Origin of the sequence: Luteibacter sp. 9133, from assembly GCF_000800155.1 — a bacterium.
In the GTDB taxonomy this organism is placed as follows: domain Bacteria; phylum Pseudomonadota; class Gammaproteobacteria; order Xanthomonadales; family Rhodanobacteraceae; genus Luteibacter; species Luteibacter mycovicinus.
Genome location: NZ_JUHO01000001.1, coordinates 3,553,756 through 3,571,738, shown reverse-complemented (window position 1 = coordinate 3,571,738; position 17,983 = coordinate 3,553,756). Strand labels below are relative to the sequence as shown.

14 protein-coding genes and 1 other RNA gene are annotated in these 17,983 nt (G+C 66.1%); 11 read left to right on the top strand and 4 right to left on the bottom strand.

All coding sequences use genetic code 11. The annotated features are described in order from the left end of the window. Positions 1-14: 14 nt before the first annotated feature. On the bottom strand, positions 15-2,066 hold the full coding sequence (locus tag FA87_RS15605; protein WP_036110423.1) for a M13 family metallopeptidase: 2,052 nt from the start codon (positions 2,064-2,066) through the stop codon (positions 15-17). A gap of 224 nt (positions 2,067-2,290) precedes the next feature. Between FA87_RS15605 and FA87_RS15600 the strand changes: the two genes are divergently transcribed. The 3 genes from FA87_RS15600 (at position 2,291) to FA87_RS15590 (ending at position 6,660) form a co-directional block, all read left to right on the top strand. Next, a complete protein-coding gene (locus FA87_RS15600) occupies positions 2,291-3,067 on the top strand; it encodes an iron-containing redox enzyme family protein (protein ID WP_043695798.1) in 777 nt (258 codons plus the stop codon). Positions 3,068-3,125: 58 nt separating this feature from the next. Next, complete coding sequence (locus FA87_RS15595; RefSeq protein WP_043695795.1) at positions 3,126-5,867, top strand: EAL domain-containing protein; 2,742 nt, start codon at positions 3,126-3,128, stop codon at positions 5,865-5,867. Positions 5,868-5,985: 118 nt separating this feature from the next. After that, the gene (locus tag FA87_RS15590) at positions 5,986-6,660 is read left to right on the top strand and encodes an HAD family hydrolase (RefSeq protein ID WP_036110435.1); all 675 of its coding nucleotides are present in this window, start codon (positions 5,986-5,988) and stop codon (positions 6,658-6,660) included. Positions 6,661-6,682: 22 nt separating this feature from the next. Here the strand turns inward: FA87_RS15590 and FA87_RS15585 are convergent, their stop codons facing one another. From FA87_RS15585 to rsmI, 3 genes are all read right to left on the bottom strand, one after another. After that, a complete protein-coding gene (locus FA87_RS15585; protein WP_043695792.1) occupies positions 6,683-7,051 on the bottom strand; it encodes a YraN family protein in 369 nt (122 codons plus the stop codon). A gap of 29 nt (positions 7,052-7,080) precedes the next feature. After that, positions 7,081-8,883, bottom strand: a complete 1,803-nt coding sequence (locus FA87_RS15580; protein WP_043695790.1) for a penicillin-binding protein activator — start codon at positions 8,881-8,883, stop codon at positions 7,081-7,083. A 98-nt stretch (positions 8,884-8,981) separates the two neighbouring features. Then, complete coding sequence (gene rsmI, locus FA87_RS15575; protein WP_043695787.1) at positions 8,982-9,809, bottom strand: 16S rRNA (cytidine(1402)-2'-O)-methyltransferase; 828 nt, start codon at positions 9,807-9,809, stop codon at positions 8,982-8,984. Between the two features lie 62 nt (positions 9,810-9,871). Between rsmI and rnpB the strand changes: the two genes are divergently transcribed. The 8 genes from rnpB to mraY all read left to right on the top strand — a co-directional run bounded on the left by rnpB (position 9,872) and on the right by mraY (position 17,979). Then, positions 9,872-10,238, top strand: an RNA gene (rnpB, locus tag FA87_RS20110) — RNase P RNA component class A. Positions 10,239-10,564: 326 nt separating this feature from the next. Next, complete coding sequence (gene mraZ, locus FA87_RS15570) at positions 10,565-11,011, top strand: division/cell wall cluster transcriptional repressor MraZ (RefSeq protein WP_036110446.1); 447 nt, start codon at positions 10,565-10,567, stop codon at positions 11,009-11,011. A gap of 47 nt (positions 11,012-11,058) precedes the next feature. Continuing rightward, positions 11,059-11,982, top strand: a complete 924-nt coding sequence (gene rsmH / locus FA87_RS15565; protein ID WP_043695785.1) for a 16S rRNA (cytosine(1402)-N(4))-methyltransferase RsmH — start codon at positions 11,059-11,061, stop codon at positions 11,980-11,982. Continuing rightward, a complete protein-coding gene (ftsL, locus tag FA87_RS15560; RefSeq protein ID WP_043695774.1) occupies positions 11,979-12,251 on the top strand; it encodes a cell division protein FtsL in 273 nt (90 codons plus the stop codon). Before rsmH ends, ftsL begins: the two co-directional genes overlap by 4 nt. Continuing rightward, positions 12,248-14,056 carry a penicillin-binding protein 2 gene (locus FA87_RS15555; RefSeq protein ID WP_036110451.1) on the top strand — a complete coding sequence of 603 codons (1,809 nt, stop codon included), beginning with the start codon at positions 12,248-12,250 and terminating at the stop codon, positions 14,054-14,056. Before ftsL ends, FA87_RS15555 begins: the two co-directional genes overlap by 4 nt. Next, positions 14,053-15,546 (top strand): UDP-N-acetylmuramoyl-L-alanyl-D-glutamate--2,6-diaminopimelate ligase, encoded by a 1,494-nt coding sequence (locus tag FA87_RS15550; protein WP_043695772.1) that lies wholly within the window; start codon positions 14,053-14,055, stop codon positions 15,544-15,546. The genes FA87_RS15555 and FA87_RS15550 overlap by 4 nt, the downstream gene beginning before the upstream one ends. Continuing rightward, complete coding sequence (gene murF / locus FA87_RS15545) at positions 15,543-16,907, top strand: UDP-N-acetylmuramoyl-tripeptide--D-alanyl-D-alanine ligase (RefSeq protein WP_043695770.1); 1,365 nt, start codon at positions 15,543-15,545, stop codon at positions 16,905-16,907. The genes FA87_RS15550 and murF overlap by 4 nt, the downstream gene beginning before the upstream one ends. Then, the gene (mraY, locus tag FA87_RS15540; RefSeq protein WP_036110460.1) at positions 16,897-17,979 is read left to right on the top strand and encodes a phospho-N-acetylmuramoyl-pentapeptide-transferase; all 1,083 of its coding nucleotides are present in this window, start codon (positions 16,897-16,899) and stop codon (positions 17,977-17,979) included. Before murF ends, mraY begins: the two co-directional genes overlap by 11 nt. The last annotated feature ends 4 nt before the right edge of the window (positions 17,980-17,983 follow it).

The window sequence follows — 17,983 nt, the reverse complement described above, 5'->3', positions numbered from 1 at the left end:
CGAGCCTTATCGCCTTACCAGATCTTCACCCGCTGCTTCGGGTCCAGATACAGCTTCTGCCCCGGTTTCGGCTGGAACGCGTCGTACCAGGGGTCGAGGTTACGCACCGTCTGCGCACGGAACTCACCCGGCGCATGACCGTCACCGATCACCTGGGCACGAAGCGCCGCGTCACGGGTCTTGGTCCGCCACGACTGCGCGAAGGCCAGGAAGAATCGCTGATCGCCGCTGAGGCCGTCGATGACCGGTGCGGGTTTACCACCCAGGCTTTCCTTGTATGCCGCATAGGCAATGGTCAGGCCTGAAAGGTCGGCGATGTTCTCACCCAGCGTCTGCTGGCCGTTGATATGCAGGCCCGGCAGCGGTTCGTACTGGTTGAACTGCTCGACGAGGCGCTGACCGGCATCCTTGAAATGCTTCTGGTCGGCATCGGTCCACCAGTTGGCCAGGCGCCCCTGTGCGTCGAACTCGGCGCCGGTGTTGTCGAAACTGTGGCTGATCTCGTGACCGATCACGGCGCCGATCGAACCGTAATTGGACGCGGGGTCGGCCTTCGGATCGAAGAACGGGGCTTCGAGAATGGCGGCGGGGAAGTTCAGCGAGTTCTGCAACGGCAGGTTGACCGCGTTTACCGTCTGCGGGGTCATCCACCACTCGGCACGATCCACCGGCTGGTGCAGCTTGGCGACCTGATGGCGGTACTCAGCCAGCGTGGCGCGCTGATGGTTGCCCAGCGCGTCGTCGGGACGAATCTCCAGCTTCGAATAATCGCGCCAGGTATCGGGGTAGCCGACGCCGACCTTGATCGTCGCGATCTTGGCCTTGGCCTTCTGTCGTGTGGCCGGCGACATCCATTCCAGCGTATCCACGCGGGCATCGAACGCCTTCAGGATGTTCTTCACCATGTCCTCGACCTCGGCACGCGAGGAAGCGGGGAAATAGCGTTTGACGTAGATCTGACCCACGGCATCGCCGAGATCGACATTGACCCGGCCCACGCCCCGCTTCCAGCGGTCCCGCTGTTTCGGTGTGCCGGTCAGCACCTTGCCGTAGAAGCCGAAGGCGAGGTCGTCATAGGCTTTCGGCAACAGGCCGGAGGCATTTTCGTTGATGGTGTGAAAGCGCAGCCACGCCTTCCACGTATCCAGCGGTTCACTGGCGACCAACGCCGCGAACTTCGTCACGGTGGCCGGCTGCCAGACGATGAAGGTCGGCTGGTCGTCGAGGCCTGCCGCCTTGAAATAGGCGTCCCAGTCGATACCTGGCGCCCGGGACGCGAACGCGCTGCGCGGCCAGGGATTGTTCGCCTTGTGGATGTCCTCGCTGTCGACGATGGATTCCTGGGCCTGTGCGATCTTCGTTTCCAGTGCGACGATGGCTTTCGCCTTGCCGGCGGCATCGGGCGTGCCGGCCTGCCGCAGCAGCGCTTCGACGTACGCGGCGTACTTCGCGCGGGCGTCCACCATGTCCTTGTCATTCTTCAGGTAGTAATCGCGGTTGGGCATGCCCAGTCCGCCCTGCAGCAGGTACGGCATGTTCTTCGAAGGATCCTCGAGGCCCTGCGCGACGAACAGGCCGAGCAGGTGGCCGGTGTCGAGGTTTGTCGCGTTGATCGGGTCGACGTCCGCGCGCAACTGTGCTCCCAGCGCCGTCGACAGGGCGGCTTTATCCCCGATGGCGTCGATCGCACCGAGCGCGGGCTGCAACGGCGCCAGGCCGGCTTTCTCGATCGCCGCCTCGTCCATGTAGGCCTTGTAGTAGTCGGCGATCAGCCGCTGGTTGCTGCCGGCGGCAGGGCTGCCTTCGCCCGCGGCCTTGATCAGTTCCGCGTTGCGCTTCTCGGCCTTCTGGAAGACTTCGAGGAACACACCCGTGCTGGCGCGGTCGGCGGGAATGACCGCGGTTTTCTTCCATGCGCCGCTGGCATATCCGTCGAAGTCGTCACCGGGCTGTACCGCGTGGTCGATGCCCTTCAGGTCGATGCCCGAGGGATCGGCCGCCAGGGCCGCCGAGGAAGCGAGTCCGCAAGAAATCGCGGTCGCGAGAATCCGGTGAATCGTAGCCATGGGGCGCGTCCATTGAAGAGGGGAGGCCACGATAGCCCCCGCGCCATCACTTGTGTCCATGACCGATGGACTAGGCGTGGCCGTGGCGTCACGCCCCACGAAGGCTGCCGGGGGATATGCCCTAATGACTGTCCGGCCCCGCAACGGGGTCGGCATGGGTGGGCCGCGGGTCGCCCGGGCTCGCCCGGACCTTCAATTGGCAGCAGATCTTTAGGGAGATCTATATGAACGCACGTTTCGAACTCACCGGCTCGCAGACCGACATCGCCAGCTATCCGCTCTGGGCACAGGACATGGTGTCGTCCTGTGAGGATGCGCGGCGGCAGATCGTCAGCCATCCCATGTGGGATGCGATGAAGACGGCCACACTCGACCCGGTGACCACGCGCAACTTCATGATCGGTGTCTGGCCGGTCATCGAGCGGTTCCCGGGGTACATGTCGCACAGCCTGCTGAAGACCCGCTACGGCCGCAGCCCGGGCGACGACCTCGCCCGTCGCTGGCTGGTGCGGAATATCCGCGTGGAACAGAACCACGCCGAGTACTGGCTGAACTGGGCGGAGTCGGCGGGCGTGTCCCGCGAGGACGTCCTGACGGCGGAACCCCCCAAGGGCAGTCAGGCGCTGGCCAACTGGTGCGAAGAGGTCAGCCGCGACGACTCGCTGGCCGCCAGCATCGCCGCGACCAACTATGCGGTGGAGGGGGCGACCGGCGATTGGTCGCAGATTATCTATGACAGCCAGGCCTATGCGGAAAGCCTGCCGATTTCGGGCCGCAAAGCCGGCCTGCGTTGGCTTCAGCTTCACGCCGCGTATGACGATACCCATCCGTGGGAGGCGCTCGAAATCGTCTGCACCATCCTGGGCACCAATCCACCGGTGGATCAGATCGAGCACATCAAGGAATGTGTCCGTCGCAGCTATATCGGCATGAGCATCACGCTCGACCGGTGCATGGATGCCCCGGCTCTCGTCCGCACGTTGAACGAGGTTGCCGCGTAACTCGCATGTTGGGCATCTTCTGGCGCAATATCACGTAAGTACGAGATCCGAGGAAGCGATGCGTCGCGTTGAGACCATTCACCCACAACCGTTGTCGAGACGCCTCAGGCCGCTGGCCTATGCGCTCGTCGCTGTCGTGGGCCTCGTTCTCGCATTGACGTGGGTTGCCCTGCAGACCCAGGTGACTCTCGCCGGTTTTCTCAACGGCGAGAGTCTTTGGGCAAAGGCTCAGAAACAGGCCGTGATCGACCTCGACGAGTACGCGGCGCACGGCCGCCCCGGCGATCTTGCCGCTTACCGGCGCAATTTCGCCGTCCTGATGGCCGACCGCAGTTCCCGCGACGCCATCGCCAGCGGTCGCTACGAACAGGCGGCCGTCGAAGACGGATTTGCCCGCGGCGGGGTCATCCCCGAGGCCATTTCCGGCATGGTCTTCATCTTTCGTTACTTCGACGGCATGCCCTACGTCCGCGAAGCGATCGCCGAGTGGCGTTCGGTGGACGCCAGTCTTGCCGAAATCGACGAGATCGCCGGTCGCCTCGAGCATGCCTACGCGTCGGGCACACCGTCCCCGTCCCTGCTCGACGAGGAGCGCGGCCGTATCGCTGCGCTCAACACTTACGTCGAGCCGCGCACCAAGGCGTTCTCCCTCTATATCGCCAACGGCGCCTCCTGGCTTGGCAAGGTGTTGTTCTTCACCGTGCTGGGCGTGGCCGCGCTGGCTTCGCTTCTCTGGTTGCGCATGGCTCAGCGCATCCTCGTCGGCATCCGCGGCACCGAGGAACGTTACAGCCTCCTGTTCGACAGCGCCGCCGACGCCATTTTCATGGTGGACGAGGAAACCGGCAGGATCCTCGACGCCAACCACCGCGCCGCCGCGTGGGTGGGATGTCCGTCGGGCGAACTGATCGGCATCCAGCTGGCCAGCCTGTTCGTCGATGGCTCACCCCATGCCGGCGCCGGTATGCTGCGCAACGGCGACGGCAGCGTGCGTCCCGTGGAGACCCAGAGCAGCCTCGTGGTCTGGGGCTCACGCCAGGTTTCTCAGGCCATCGTGCGTGATATCTCCGATCGCGTAGCGATGGAGCAGGAGCGCAGAATCGCTTCCGAAGCGCTGGCCAGCATCGCCGAGGGCGTCATCATCGCCGACGCGGACCGCCGCGTGACCTCGGCGAACGCCGCGCACACCAAGCTCACCGGCATGCCCGTGCAGACGCTGCGACGCACGCGCTTCGACGCCACCCGCACGTTGCCCGACGGCCGTCCGTTGCCGCAGACCCTGTGGGACGATATCGCCGCCGGCGACAACTGGCTGGGCGAGGTGGAGAGCCGCCGTGCGGATGGCACGACGTATCCCGAGCTGATGAGCATCAGCACCATCCGCGACAGCGAAGGCCGGCCGCAGCACTACGTGGCCGTGGTCTCCGACATCACGGCACGCAAAGCCGACCGGCAACGTCTGCAGCACATGGCGACCCACGATCCGCTGACCGGCCTGGTCACCCGCTCCGAGTTCGAGCGCCGCTGCGCGGAGGCCATCACCCGCGCGGCCCACGAACGCGGTGCGGTCGCGGTACTGTTCGTCGACCTCGATGCCTTCAAGGTCATCAACGACAGCTACAGCCATGCGACCGGCGACGCGCTGCTGATGCGCGTGGCCGAGCGCATTCGCGCCCAGCTGGCGCCGCACGACGTGGCAGGCCGCATCGGCGGCGACGAATTCACGGTGCTGATCGCCGACCTGCGTTCGCGCGAGGAGGCGCTCGCCGTCGCCGAGGCCGTCCTGGCGGCGTTGGCCAAGCCCTTCGACCTGGGCGATTACGAGCTGTTCGTCAGCGCGAGTATCGGCATCGCCGGTTACCCGCTGGACGGCAACGACGCGGTCACCCTGATCGCCAACGCTGACGCCGCGATGTACGTGGCCAAGACCGAAGAGCGCAATGCCTTGCGGCTCTACACGCCCAAGATGCACGCGGACGCGCGGCGCCGGCTCAAACTGGCTTCCGAGCTGCGCCAGGCATTGGTCCGCAAGGAGTTTACGCTGGCCTACCAGCCCAGTGTCGAGATGAAGACCGGCCGCATCGTGGCCGTCGAAGCGCTGATCCGCTGGCGCCATCCGGAACGCGGCAACGTGCCGCCGGATGAGTTCATCCCGATCGCCGAGAACCTCGGCCTGATCCGTCAGATCGATCAATGGGTGCTGGAAACCGCGTGCGCGCAGCTGAAACACTGGGATGACGCGAAACTGCCGCCGCTGCGCATGGCGGTGAATGTGTCGGCAAGTTCCTTCGGCCATCCGGACTTCCTGCCCGGTGTGAGCCAGGCGCTCCTCGATACGGGAATCGCGCCCCAGCGCCTGCTCATCGAACTGACCGAGAGCGCGATTCTGCGGCTGGGCGAAGACACCGAGCGCTCCATGCAGTCGTTGCACAGCCTTGGCGTCGGCGTGGCGATCGACGATTTCGGCACGGGGTATTCGTCGCTGGCCTACCTCAAGCTGCCGGCGGTCGCCTATCTGAAGATCGACCGCTCCTTCGTGACCGGCCTGCCGGCCAACGGCAACGATGTGGCGATTACGGAAGCCATGGTGGCGATCGCGCGCAGCCTCGACCTGCACACGATCGCCGAGGGCATCGAGACCGAAGCCCAGCACGAGTTCCTGTTGCGAGCGGGTTGCCAGGAAGGGCAGGGCTTCCTCTACTCACGCCCGCTGCCGCCTGACGAGATCGAGCGTTTGCTGGCACCGCACAAAGCCTCGGGAGCGAAGAGACTTTCGCTGGTGCCGCCGCGTCGGGCCTGAGGGCGCGGCTTGCGCCATCGCGCTCACAAAAGCACACCAGGCCAATCGCACCAGCCGGCCTTCGAATCACAATGACCGTCCCCATATAGCGGACAACGTACCCGTGCAAGGATCCACCGTGTCCACCCACGATTCCCTCGTATTTCTCTTCGACGTCGACAACACCCTGATCGACAACGACCGTTTCGGCGCGGATCTCGCCGCGCGCCTCGAAGAACGTCTCGGGGCCGAAGGCCGCGATCGGTACAACGCGATCGACAAGGAGATCCGCAAGCAGGTCGGTTATGCGGACTACCTCGGTGCGCTGCAGCGCCTGCGCGGACAGGACAGCGACATGGCCTATATGGATCTGTCGTTCTTCCTGCTCGACTACCCCTTCGAGGCACGTCGTTTTCCCGGCGTGCTCGAAGCGATCGATCACCTGCGCACGATCGGTCGCCCGGTGATCATGTCCGACGGCGACACCGTGTTTCAGCCGCGCAAGATCCGCCGCGCGGGATTGTGGGAGGCGTTCCGCGAGGACGTGCTGATCTACATCCATAAAGAAGAGATGCTCGACGACATGCAGCGGCGCTATCCGGCCGATCACTACGTGATGGTGGACGACAAGCCGCGCATCCTTGTAGCGCTCAAGAAGCTGCTGGGCGACAAGGTCACCACGGTATTCGTCAGGCAGGGGCATTACGCGGCCGCGGCCGGCGCGGATCTCGAGGAGACGCCGCCGGATATGACGATCGACTCGGTGGCGGAGCTGGCGACGATGGGGCGTGAGGCGTTTCTCGCGACGGCCTGAGGCCGGTCCGGTCCACGATGCGTCAGAGCTCGAAGGCGTTCGGAATCCACTCGATCCCGTCGCCCTCGAACGCCAGCACGTCGAACCGGCATGGCCTGCGCGCATCGTGCGGATGCCAGGCCAGCCAGAGATGCGCGGCGCTGATCAGCTTGCGTCGCTTGGCGGCCGTGACCGAGCCGACGGCGCCGCCGAACGCGGCGCTGCGCCGATAGCGTACCTCGACGAAAACGAGGGTCTCGCCGTCGCGCATGACGAGGTCGATCTCGCCGTGACGGCAGAGAAAGTTGAAGCGGACCAGCCGTAGTCCGCGCTCCCGCAGAAACGACAACGCCGCGCCTTCGAAACGGTCTCCGGTGGCGCGGCGCTCGGTGGTCTTCTTCGTCGTGGTCACGCGAACCTCCCTGTTCGCGCCGGTGGGAATCAGCCCCCGCCGCTTTCGACGTTCGGGGCCGTGGCCGGCGCTTCGAGTTCGAGGCTACCCGCGACCGGGCGGGCGACGCCGTCGGCGAAGCGCGCCCAGATGAGTACGCGACGGACGCGACCGAACTCATCCGCGACCAGCTGGCCGGTCGCGCCGGGCAGGTAGCTGCCCGGATGACCACGCATCCAGTCGATATAGGGCACCAGTCCCCAGGCATCCATGCCGAAGGCGAACAGGCGGGCGGTGACGCCGCGCGTCGCGGGCACGGCCGCATTCAGCTCGCTGCGACGGGCGAGGCCCGGCTGGGCGTCGAACAGCCACGGCGCGTCGCAGAACTCCACGCCTTCCAGGTCACGATCGGCCGCTGGGTCGTCGCTGCCGCCGTACACGTGCGAGGTCGCGAAGACGGGCAGGTTGTTCTTCGCCAGACGCAGCTGCGGGATCAGCAGACGCGCCTGCTGCGGTTTCATGCTGATGAAGACGCCGCTGGTGGCCGGATCCTGGCCAACCGGTTCGGACAACTGCGACGCGAAATCGATGCTGCCGGAGTCCAGCGTGATCTGGCCGGCCAGGGTGCCGCCACGCGCCTGCCACTCGGCGCGGAAGGCGTTGCCGGCGCGGCGTGCGAAATCGTCGGTGGAGACGATCGACGTAGCGGTCTTCATGCCGCGGTCGGCCATGTGGTCGGCTACCTGCGCGCCCTCGGTTTCAGGCAGCAGGCCGAACTCGTTGGCACCCGACGGCGGCAGGTTCTTGTTGTCGCTCGGGTAGTTCAGCGTGAGCATCGGTGCGGGCAGGGCGCCCTTGGCGAAGATGGCCGACACGCCTTCGCGATTGAGCGGGCCGACGACGAAGCGAGCGCCCTCGGCGACCGCCTTGTCGTAGGCGGCGACGGCATGCGCCGCATCGTTGCCCGAATCGTAGACCGCGACGTCCGGACGCGTCGCACCCGTGCGGCTCGCATCGACGTAATTGGTAAAGAAGCCGTCGCGGATGGCGGCGCCCGCACCGGCGAGCGGGCCACTGAGGGGCAGCAGCAGCGCGACCTTGGTCGGCACCTTATAGCCTTCGCGTACGCCCTTCTCGCCACTGACCGTACCGACGGCCTGATCGAGCACCGCCGGTGAGCGGTCAACGCTGCCGAGCTGGGACTGCGCTTCCGACACCCAGGGTTTCATCGGATCGTTCGCCGGCAATGCCGCGGCACGCTCGGCGAGGGGCTGGGTACCGAGGCCGGTGAGCAGGGTGAGGATCTGCTGGCGGTTCTGTTCCCGGTCGATGCCGTGCAGCTGGCCGTCGAGCTCGACACGGGTCTGCGCGGCGCTCCACGGATCGTTCGACGCGGCCTGAGCCCGTGCGCGCAATTCGGCCAGGCGTTGCGAGACTTGGGGCGAGACGTGCGACGACGGCTTGCCGGTCAGCGACAGGGCGGTCGTCGGGTCGTTGTTCTTCAGTGCGATCTCCGCGCGTAACGCATCGAAGCGCAGGGAGTCTTCGCCCTCGAGGCGCGAGCGGCGGATGTCCGTGACGACCGGTGCGGCGCGATCGAGGGCGCCTTCCTGGCGGTACGACTCGGCGGCCAGCAGCTTGTAATAGTCGCGGTGATCGCTGTCCTGCGCAGCCAGCGCCAGGTAAGCCTGAGCCGCCTGATCGAACTGTCCCTTGATGTACAGGGCCTGCGCCGCCTGCGTCGCCTCGCCGGTGGGCGCGGTCGTGTGTTGCTGGACGCCGCCCTGGGTCACGCAGCCGGCGAGGCCGGCGCAGAGCAGGAGGCCAAGGGTCGAGGCACGGATCGGTCGCATCGCAAATAATTCCTTGATAGGCACGTCGGCGCCCTCCGGCGCTGAAACGCTCGGATCATAGCCCATCGTTTCGCGAGGCCGGCGTGAGGCGCGTCCGGTCAGGCGCCGTAGAGGGCCTTGCGCGGGGCGCCGGTGATCGCGGCCGCCAGCTTCGCCGCCCTGGCCGGAGGCAATTCGTCCTTGAGGATCGCAAACACGCGAAGTCCCTCGCTGAGGCGTTCGTCCTCGCCGGCTTCCCGACCGGCGACCATCACCACGAACTCGCCCTTCTGCTGGTTGGGATCGGCTGACACGCGCTCCACCAGCGCCGAGAGCGGGTCACCCAGCACGGTCTCGAACATCTTTGTCAGCTCCCGGGCCACCACGGCCTCGCGATCCGCGCCGAACGCGTCGCGCATGTCTTCGAGCGACTCGACGATGCGGTGCGACGACTCATAGAAGATCAGCGTGCGCGATTCGCCGGCCAGTTCCGCCAGGCGCGAGCGGCGGGCGCCCGCTTTCGCGGAGAGAAATCCCTCGAAGACGAAGCGGTCGCTGGGCAGGCCGGCGACCGACAAGGCGGCGATGACCGCGCTGGGGCCCGGGACCGGACTGACCCGGAGGCCGGCGATGCGGGCGGCACGCACAAGACGGAACCCCGGATCGCTGATCAGCGGCGTCCCGGCATCCGAGACCAGGGCGACATCGTCGCCGCCGCGCATGCGCTCCACCAGGCCATCCACTGCCGTGCGCTCATTGTGGTCGTGCAGTGCGACCAGTGGCGTATCGATGTTGAGGTGCTGCAGCAGCGGCCGGGTGTGGCGGGTGTCCTCGGCGGCGATGACCCTGGCCCGGCGCAGCGTTTCGATGGCGCGCGCGCTGATGTCGTCGCGATGACCGATCGGGGTGGCGACGACATGAAGCGTACCGGGACGGGGCTGGGACATCGGTGCATCCGGTGAGCAGGGCCGGACATTGTAACCGTCCCGTTCCGGCTATAATCGGAAGTGGAGTCGGCCGGACAGTCGCGTCGCGCCTTCGGGCGTATCGAGGAAAGTCCGGGCTCCATAGGGCAGGGTGCCAGGTAACCCCTGGGCAGCGTGAGCTGACGGCCAGTGCAACAGAGAGCAGACCGCCGATGGCCCCGCAAGGGGATCAGGTAAGGGTGAAAGGGTGCGGTAAGAGCGCACCGCGTGCGGGGACAACGTCGCATGGCACGGTAAACCCCACCCGGAGCAAGACCAAATAAGGGGACTATGACGTTGCCCGCGTCGTCCCCGGGTAGGTTGCTGGAGCTTGGCGGTGACGCCAGGCCGAGAAGAATGACTGTCACGTCGCAAGACGCACAGAACCCGGCTTACAGGCCGACTCCTTCTCTTCTTGAGCGGTGTGGGAGCGACGAATGTCGCTCCCACCTGTCTTTGCGGCCTCGTCACGGACGTCGACGGCGAGTTCGGTGAACGTGAGTTCAGCCCCACCCCTGATTTCACATTTCGCAGACGTCTGAAATCCCGGACTCATTCGCAAAAAACCTCAACGATTCAACCACCTCCCGCCCCTTCCTCAGAAACGGCTGGAATTGGTGATGAACGTGAGCTTTCTCCTTGATTCACAAGAAAAATTTCCTTGACAGTCTCAGGACCCGAGACTATCGTGGGCCCCAGTGTGAAATCGTGGGATTCAGTGGGGCGGACTGCAGACAATGTTCCAAGGTGAGACAGCCATCACGATCGACGACAAGGGTCGTCTGACGATCCCGACCTCGTATCGGGATCTGGTGGCCGACGCCTGCGCGAACCGTCTGGTGATCGCTTACAACCCTTTCGATACCGGTTGCCTCTGGATCTTTCCGTACGCGGAATGGGAGAAGGTGCGCGACCAGGTCAATGCGCTCCCCAGCGTCAAGGCCGTCCATCGGGCATTGCAGATGAAACTGGTGGGTGCCGCGGCCATCGTCGAACCCGACGGAGCGGCCCGCATCCTCCTTCCATCGAGCCAACGCGCGGCGGCCGGACTGGAGAAAAAAGCCATCCTGCTGGGGATGGGCAACAAGTTCGAGCTTTGGAGCGAACAGGCCCACCTCGCGAAGATCCGCCAGACCATCGGCGAGGACGACATCAGCGACGACATGGCGGAACTGCAGTTGTGACGACGAACTAATTCGAGGTGCTGGTGAAACGGGAGCGGGATGTGGCGATGGCGGGGGTCGATGTACACATCCCGGTGATGCTCGACGAAGCGGTGGAGGGCCTCGCCTTGCGCGAGAACGGGCGCTATCTGGATGGGACGTTCGGTCGTGGGGGTCATGCCTCGGCGATCCTTGCCCGTCTCTCGGATGAAGGCCGCCTGTTCCTCATGGATCGCGATCCCTCGGCCATCGCCGTCGCCGAAGCCGGTCTCGCCACCGACCCGCGTGTCACCCTGCGCCACGACAACTTCGCCACGATGGGTGAGTGGCCCGCGCTCGAAGGCGGTCTCGACGGTATCCTGCTCGATCTCGGCGTGTCCTCGCCGCAGCTGGACGATCGCAGCCGCGGCTTCAGTTTCATGGCCGACGCGCCGCTCGACATGCGCATGGACACCACGCGCGGTATCAGTGCCGCCGAGTTCCTGGCCGACGCCGACGAAGCCGAGATCGCCGACGTGCTCTGGCGCTTCGGCGAAGAGCGCTTCAGCCGCCGCATCGCCAGGACCATCGTCGAGCGCCGCGTGACCGCGCCGATCACCCGCACCGCGGAGCTGGCCGACCTCGTCGCCGGTTGCGTCGGTCGCCGCGAGCCAGGCAAGAACCCCGCCACGCGCACGTTTCAGGCGCTGCGCATCCGCGTGAACGCGGAACTCGAATCCGTCGAGCGTGGCCTGGACGCCGCGCTCGACCTGCTCAACGTGGGCGGCCGCCTCGCCGTGATCAGCTTCCATTCGCTGGAAGATCGCACGGTGAAGCAGTTCATTCGTGCCCACGAAGGTCGCGTGCAGGGCAGTCGTCGCGGACCGCCCGCGGCGGCGAAGCTGGCCCGCCTCAAGCCGGTGGGCAAGGCGATTTTTCCGTCCGACGCCGAGGTCGCCGCGAACCCGCGGTCGCGCTCCGCCGTGCTGCGCGTCGCGGAGAAGCTCGCATGAAGGTCTTCGGCGCGATCTGCCTCTCGATCCTGCTGCTGGCGGTCATCGCCAGCGCGATCGGGGTGGTGTGGACGCGCCACGAGAGCCGCGTGCTCTTTGTCGAACTGTCCCGTCTGCAGAGCCAGAAGGACGACCTTGGCGTGGAATACGGTCGCCTCGAACTCGAGCAGGCCACCTACGCCGAACCCAGCCGCATCGATGCGGACGCCCGCGGCAAGCTCGGCATGTTCACGCCGAAGCCGCAGGACATCCAGCTGGTGCGCCGATGAAGGCGCGCTACGGCAAGCCCGTCGTGCCCAGCCGCCGTCGCGGTCAGGGCCCGAGCCCGCGCAAGCGCATGACCGTCGTCGTGGCGCTGCTCTGTGTCGCCGCGTCGGGTCTGGTCGTGCGCGCGTTCGACCTGCAGGTCGTGCGTAAGCAGTTCTATCAGGACCAGGGTGACGCGCGCTTCCTGCGCGAAATGCCCATCGCCGTGTCCCGCGGCACGATTTTCGATCGCAACGGCGAGCCGCTGGCCGTGTCGACCCCGGTCGCCTCGATCTGGGCCAACCCGCCCGAAGTACTCGAGAACGCCGACCGCATCCCTGAGCTGGCCAAGGCCCTGCACGTCGACGCCGACGATCTGAAGCAGAAGATCGAGCAGCGCGCGGACAAGGAATTCATGTACATCGCTCGTCAGCTGCGTCCGGAAGACGCGCAGGCGATCGTCGATCTGAAGATCCCGGGTATCTCGTCGCAGCGCGAATACCGACGCTATTACCCGTCGGGTGCGGTCAACAGCCACATCCTCGGCTTCACCAACATCGATGACCACGGCCAGGAAGGTCTGGAGCTGGCGTTCGATGAATGGCTGTCCGGCAAACCGGGCGCCAAGCGCGTGATCCGCGACCGCATGGGCCATGTGGTGGAAGACGTCGAGCTGGTGCGCGAGCCGCAACCGGGTCGCGACATCACGCTGTCGATCGACCGCCGCATCCAGTACCTCGCCTATAGCGCGCTGAAAGACGCTCTGGAAAAGAACAAGGCCGACTCGGGCTCGATCGTGGTGATGGATGTCCACACCGGCGAAGTGCTCGGCATGGCCAACCTGCCGTCGTTCAATCCGAACGCCGTGCGCGGCAGCACGCCCAACGATCGCCGCAACCGCGCCGTCACCGACGTGGTCGAGCCGGGCTCGACCATGAAGGCGTTCACCATGGCCGCGGCGCTGACCAGTGGCAAGTACACGCCGACCTCGCCGCTGATCGAGACCTCGCCGGGCACCTGGATGATGGGCGGCCACCCGGTACGCGATACCCATAACTGGGGCACGCTGACCCCGACCGGTGTGATCACCAAGTCGTCGAACGTCGGTGCCGCGAAGATCGCGATGACGCTCGATACCGACTTCCTCTATTCGATGTGGAAGTCGTTCGGTATCGGCAACAGCACCGGTAGCGGGTTCCCGGGCGAAGCCGCGGGCTATCTGCCGGTGAGCCGCACCTGGAAGCCGATCGAAAAATCGCGCATGGCCTATGGTTACAACCTCAGCGTGACCCCGCTGCAGCTGGCCACGGGTTACGCCGGTATCGCCAACGGCGGTGCGCTGCGCGCGCCGAGCTTCATCAAGGGTGCGGACAATCCCCCGACCCAGGTGATCACGCCGGAGATCGCCCACGAGCTCGTGCGCATGCTCGAGACGGTGTTGCAGCCGGGCGGTACGGGCTACGGGTTCGCCTCGGTCGCCAATTACAGCGTGGCCGGCAAGACCGGTACCTCGCACAAGTTCTCCGTCGGGGGCTACTTCGCGAAGAACTACATCTCGCTCTTCGTCGGCATGATTCCGGCGAGCAACCCGCGCCTGGTCACCGTGGTGGTCATCAACGATCCGCAGGGTGGTCATTACTACGGTGGCTCCGTCGCCGGCCCCGCCTTCGCTCAGGTGATGGAAGGCGCGGTGCGCCTGCTCGACATTCCGCCCGACAACGTCGGTCGCTGGTATGTCGGCGGCCCGAGCCAGGGTGGCCTGATCGGCACGGCCAACGCGCCACCGCCGCAAGCGGACGACAGCGCGGCGGAAGAGGTGGTCCCGTGACCCTGACCCTCGCCGAACTGCTCGACGGTTTCGCCGACGCCTCCGGTGCCGGCGAAATCGTCGTCTCCGGCCTTTCACTCGACTCGCGCGAGATCGTCGAAGGCCAGGCCTTCGTCGCCCTGCGTGGCACGAAGGGTCACGGCATCGACTTCGCGGCAAAGGCCGTCGAGCAGGGCGCCGCCGTCATTCTGGCCGAGACGCCGTTCGACGCGGTCGACGCAGGCATACCGGTGGTCGCGGTCGACAAGCTGCGCGACAAGGCCGGCCCGATCGCCGCGCGTTTTCACGGCAATGCATCCGCCGCGCTCGAGGTCATCGGTGTGACCGGCACCAACGGCAAGACCTCGACCGTACAGCTGATCGCACAGGCGCTGACGTTCCTTGGCCGTAAGGCCGCGACCGTCGGCACCCTCGGCGCGGGCTTGCACGGTGCGATCGCGGAAGGCGAACGCACCACGCCCGATGCCATCAGCATGCAGGCGCTGCTCGGCGAATTCCGTGACGCCGGCGCGACGCACGTGGCGATGGAAGTCTCCTCGCACGCCCTGGAGCAGGGCCGGGTCAACGCCATCGCGTTCGACATCGCCGTGTTCACCAATCTCACCCGCGATCACCTCGATTACCACGGCACGATGGAAGCGTACGGCGCGGCGAAAGCCCGTCTGTTCGCCTTCGACGGTCTCGGCGCCGCGGTGATCAACGTGGACGACCCGTTCGGCGCGAAGCTGGCGAAGGGCCTGCCCGAATCCGTGGCGAAGCTGCGCACCTCGATGGCGACCGACAGCACCGCGAAAGACGCCGAAGTCCGCGCGGATATCGTGGTGACCTCGGCCCGGGGACTGTCGTTCAACCTCAATACGCCGTGGGGCATGCGTACCGTGCGCAGCGCGCTGCTGGGTCGCTTCAATGTGGCCAACCTGCTCGCCGTCGCGGCGGTGCTGGGCGCGCTGGGCGAACCTTTCGAGCGCATCCACGCCGCACTGGAATCCCTGCAACCGGTCAACGGCCGCATGAGCCGCCTCGGTGGCGACGGCCGCAAGCCGCTGGTGGTGGTCGACTACTCGCACACGCCGGATGCGCTGAAGCAGGCGTTGCTGGCGCTGCGCTCGCATACCAAGGGCAAGCTGATCTGCGTCTTCGGCGCCGGTGGCGACCGCGATCAGGGCAAGCGCCCGATCATGGCCGGTATCGCCGAGCGTCTGGCCGACGTGGTCATCGTGACCGACGACAATCCCCGCAGCGAGGACGGCGACGTCATCGTCGCGCAGATCGTCGCCGGCCTCATTCACCCCGAGACCGTGATGGTCGAGCGCGACCGCGCGCAGGCTATCGCGCTGGCGCTCGCCGACGCGAAGGCCGACGACGTCGTGCTGATCGCCGGCAAGGGTCACGAAACCTATCAGGAAGGTCCGGACGGCAAACGCCCGTTCGACGATCTCGCCGTCGCCCGCGAGGCGATGGATTCCGGCAAGAAAGGAGCCCGCGCATGATGCGCCTGTCCGCCGTCGCCCTCTGGACCCGCGGCCGCCTGCATGGCGCCGATGTCGAGGTGACGGGTTTTTCCATCGATACGCGCACCCTCAAGGCCGGCGACCTGTTCGTGGCGCTGCCGGGCGAGCGCGTCGATGCGCATGATTTCGTCGCTGCGGCCGCGGCGAAAGGTGCGGTCGCCGCGCTGGTGACGCGTCCGGTCGACGCGCCGATTCCGCAGGTCATCGTCGACGATACGCAGGCCGCCCTCGGCGACCTCGCCAGCGCCGCTCGCGCACGCGGCAATGTGCGTGTCGTCGGTATCACCGGGTCCAATGGCAAGACGACGGTGAAGACGCTGACCGCGTCCATCCTGTCGCGTCACGGTCGTACCCACGTCAATGCCGGTAACTTCAATAACGAGATCGGCATGCCGCTCACGCTGCTGGCGATGCCGGAAGACACTGAGTACGCCGTGCTCGAGATGGGTGCGGGCAAGCCGGGCGACATCGATTACCTCGCTGCCATCGCACGGCCCGATATCGGTCTCGTGAATTCCATCGCGCCCGCGCATCTTGAGCGCATGGGCACGATCGAAGGCGTCGCCGAAACCAAGGGCGCGCTGTACCGGTCGCTTCCGGCCGATGGCGTCGCCATCATCAACGCGGATGACGAGCGCTTCGCCGGCTTCTTCACGAACCTGGCCGGCAGCCGCAGCGTGCTGCGCTACGCGCTCGACCATCGTGCGGACATCGGTGCCGACATCGTCGAAGAGCGCATTGACGGCACTCATTTCGTCCTGTCCACGCCGCATGGCGACGGCGACGTGCACCTGCCGTTGCCGGGCCGTCACAACGTGGCCAACGCGCTGGCCGCCGCCGCGATCGCGACGGCGCTCAACGTTCCCGTCGAAAAGATCGTCGAAGGTCTGGAGCAGGTGCCGCCTGTCGCCGGCCGTCTGAACCTGGAACCGATGCCGGGTGGCTGGACACTGATCGACGACAGCTACAACGCGAATCCGGGCTCGGCCGCCGCGGCGATCGACACGCTGGCACTCGCCCTGGGCGAGCGCTGGCTGGTGCTGGGCGATATGGCCGAACTCGGGCCCGAGGCCGTGAAGCTGCATGCCGGTATCGGCGAGCTCGCCCACCGCCGCGGTATCGAGCGGCTGCTGGCCACGGGGCCGAAAAGTGCCGCCGCGGTCGAGGCGTTCGGTCCGGGTGCACAACATTTCGCCACGCAGGAAGCGCTTATCGAGGCAGCCTGCACGCAAATCCATGAGGGCGTCACGTGCCTCGTGAAGGGGTCACGTTCCTCCGGCATGGACCGGGTCGTGGCGGCTTTGAAGAAATACGCTGAAGGAGCCTCCGATGCTGCTTGAACTGGCGGAATGGATGGCTCGGCACTTCGCTTCCGTGCATCTTTTCCAGTACATCACGTTCCGCGCGATCATGGCGGCGCTCACCGCGCTGGCCGTGTCGCTGCTGCTCGGCCCGTTGCTGATCCGCAAGCTTGCCGCGCTGAAGGCGGGGCAGGTGGTGCGCAGCGACGGCCCGCAGACGCACCTTGCGAAGGCCGGTACGCCGACGATGGGCGGTCTGCTGATCCTGTTCGCCGTGGGGATCGCCACGGTGCTCTGGGCGGATCTGTCCAACCGCTACGTATGGGTCGTGCTGGCGGTGATGGTCCTGTTCGGCGTCATCGGGTTCTACGACGACTACCGCAAGCTGGTCCTGAAGGACAGCCGTGGCCTCGCCAGCCGCTGGAAGTATTTCTGGCAGTCGGTGTTCGGTCTCGGCGCCGCCGTGTTCCTCTACCGGACGCACCAGTTGCCAGCGGAGATCGCACTCTACGTGCCGCTGTTCAAACAGGTGGCGATCCCGCTCGGCATTTTCTTCGTGGTGGTCGGCTACTTCATCATCGTCGGCTTCTCCAACGCGGTGAACCTCACCGACGGTCTGGACGGCCTGGCGATCATGCCGAGCGTCCTGGTCTCCGGCGCGCTGGGCATTTTTGCCTACCTCGCCGGTAACAAGCTGTTTTCCGAATACCTCGGAATCCCGGCGATTCCGGGCGCCGGTGAGCTTGCGGTCTTCTGCAGCGCGCTGGCGGGCGCGGGGCTCGGCTTCCTCTGGTTCAACACCTACCCGGCCCAGGTCTTCATGGGTGACGTGGGCGCGCTGGCCATCGGTGCCGCCCTCGGTTGCGTCGCGCTGATCGTCCGTCAGGAAATCGTGTTGCTGGTGATGGGCGGCGTCTTCGTGATGGAGACCGCCTCGGTGATGTTGCAGGTGGGCAGCTTCAAGCTGCGCGGCAAGCGCATCTTCCGTATGGCGCCCATCCATCACCATTTTGAACTGAAGGGCTGGCCCGAGCCGCGGGTCATCGTCCGTTTCTGGATCATCAGCGTCGTGCTGGTGCTCATCGGTCTCGCTACGTTGAAGGTGCGCTAAGCCA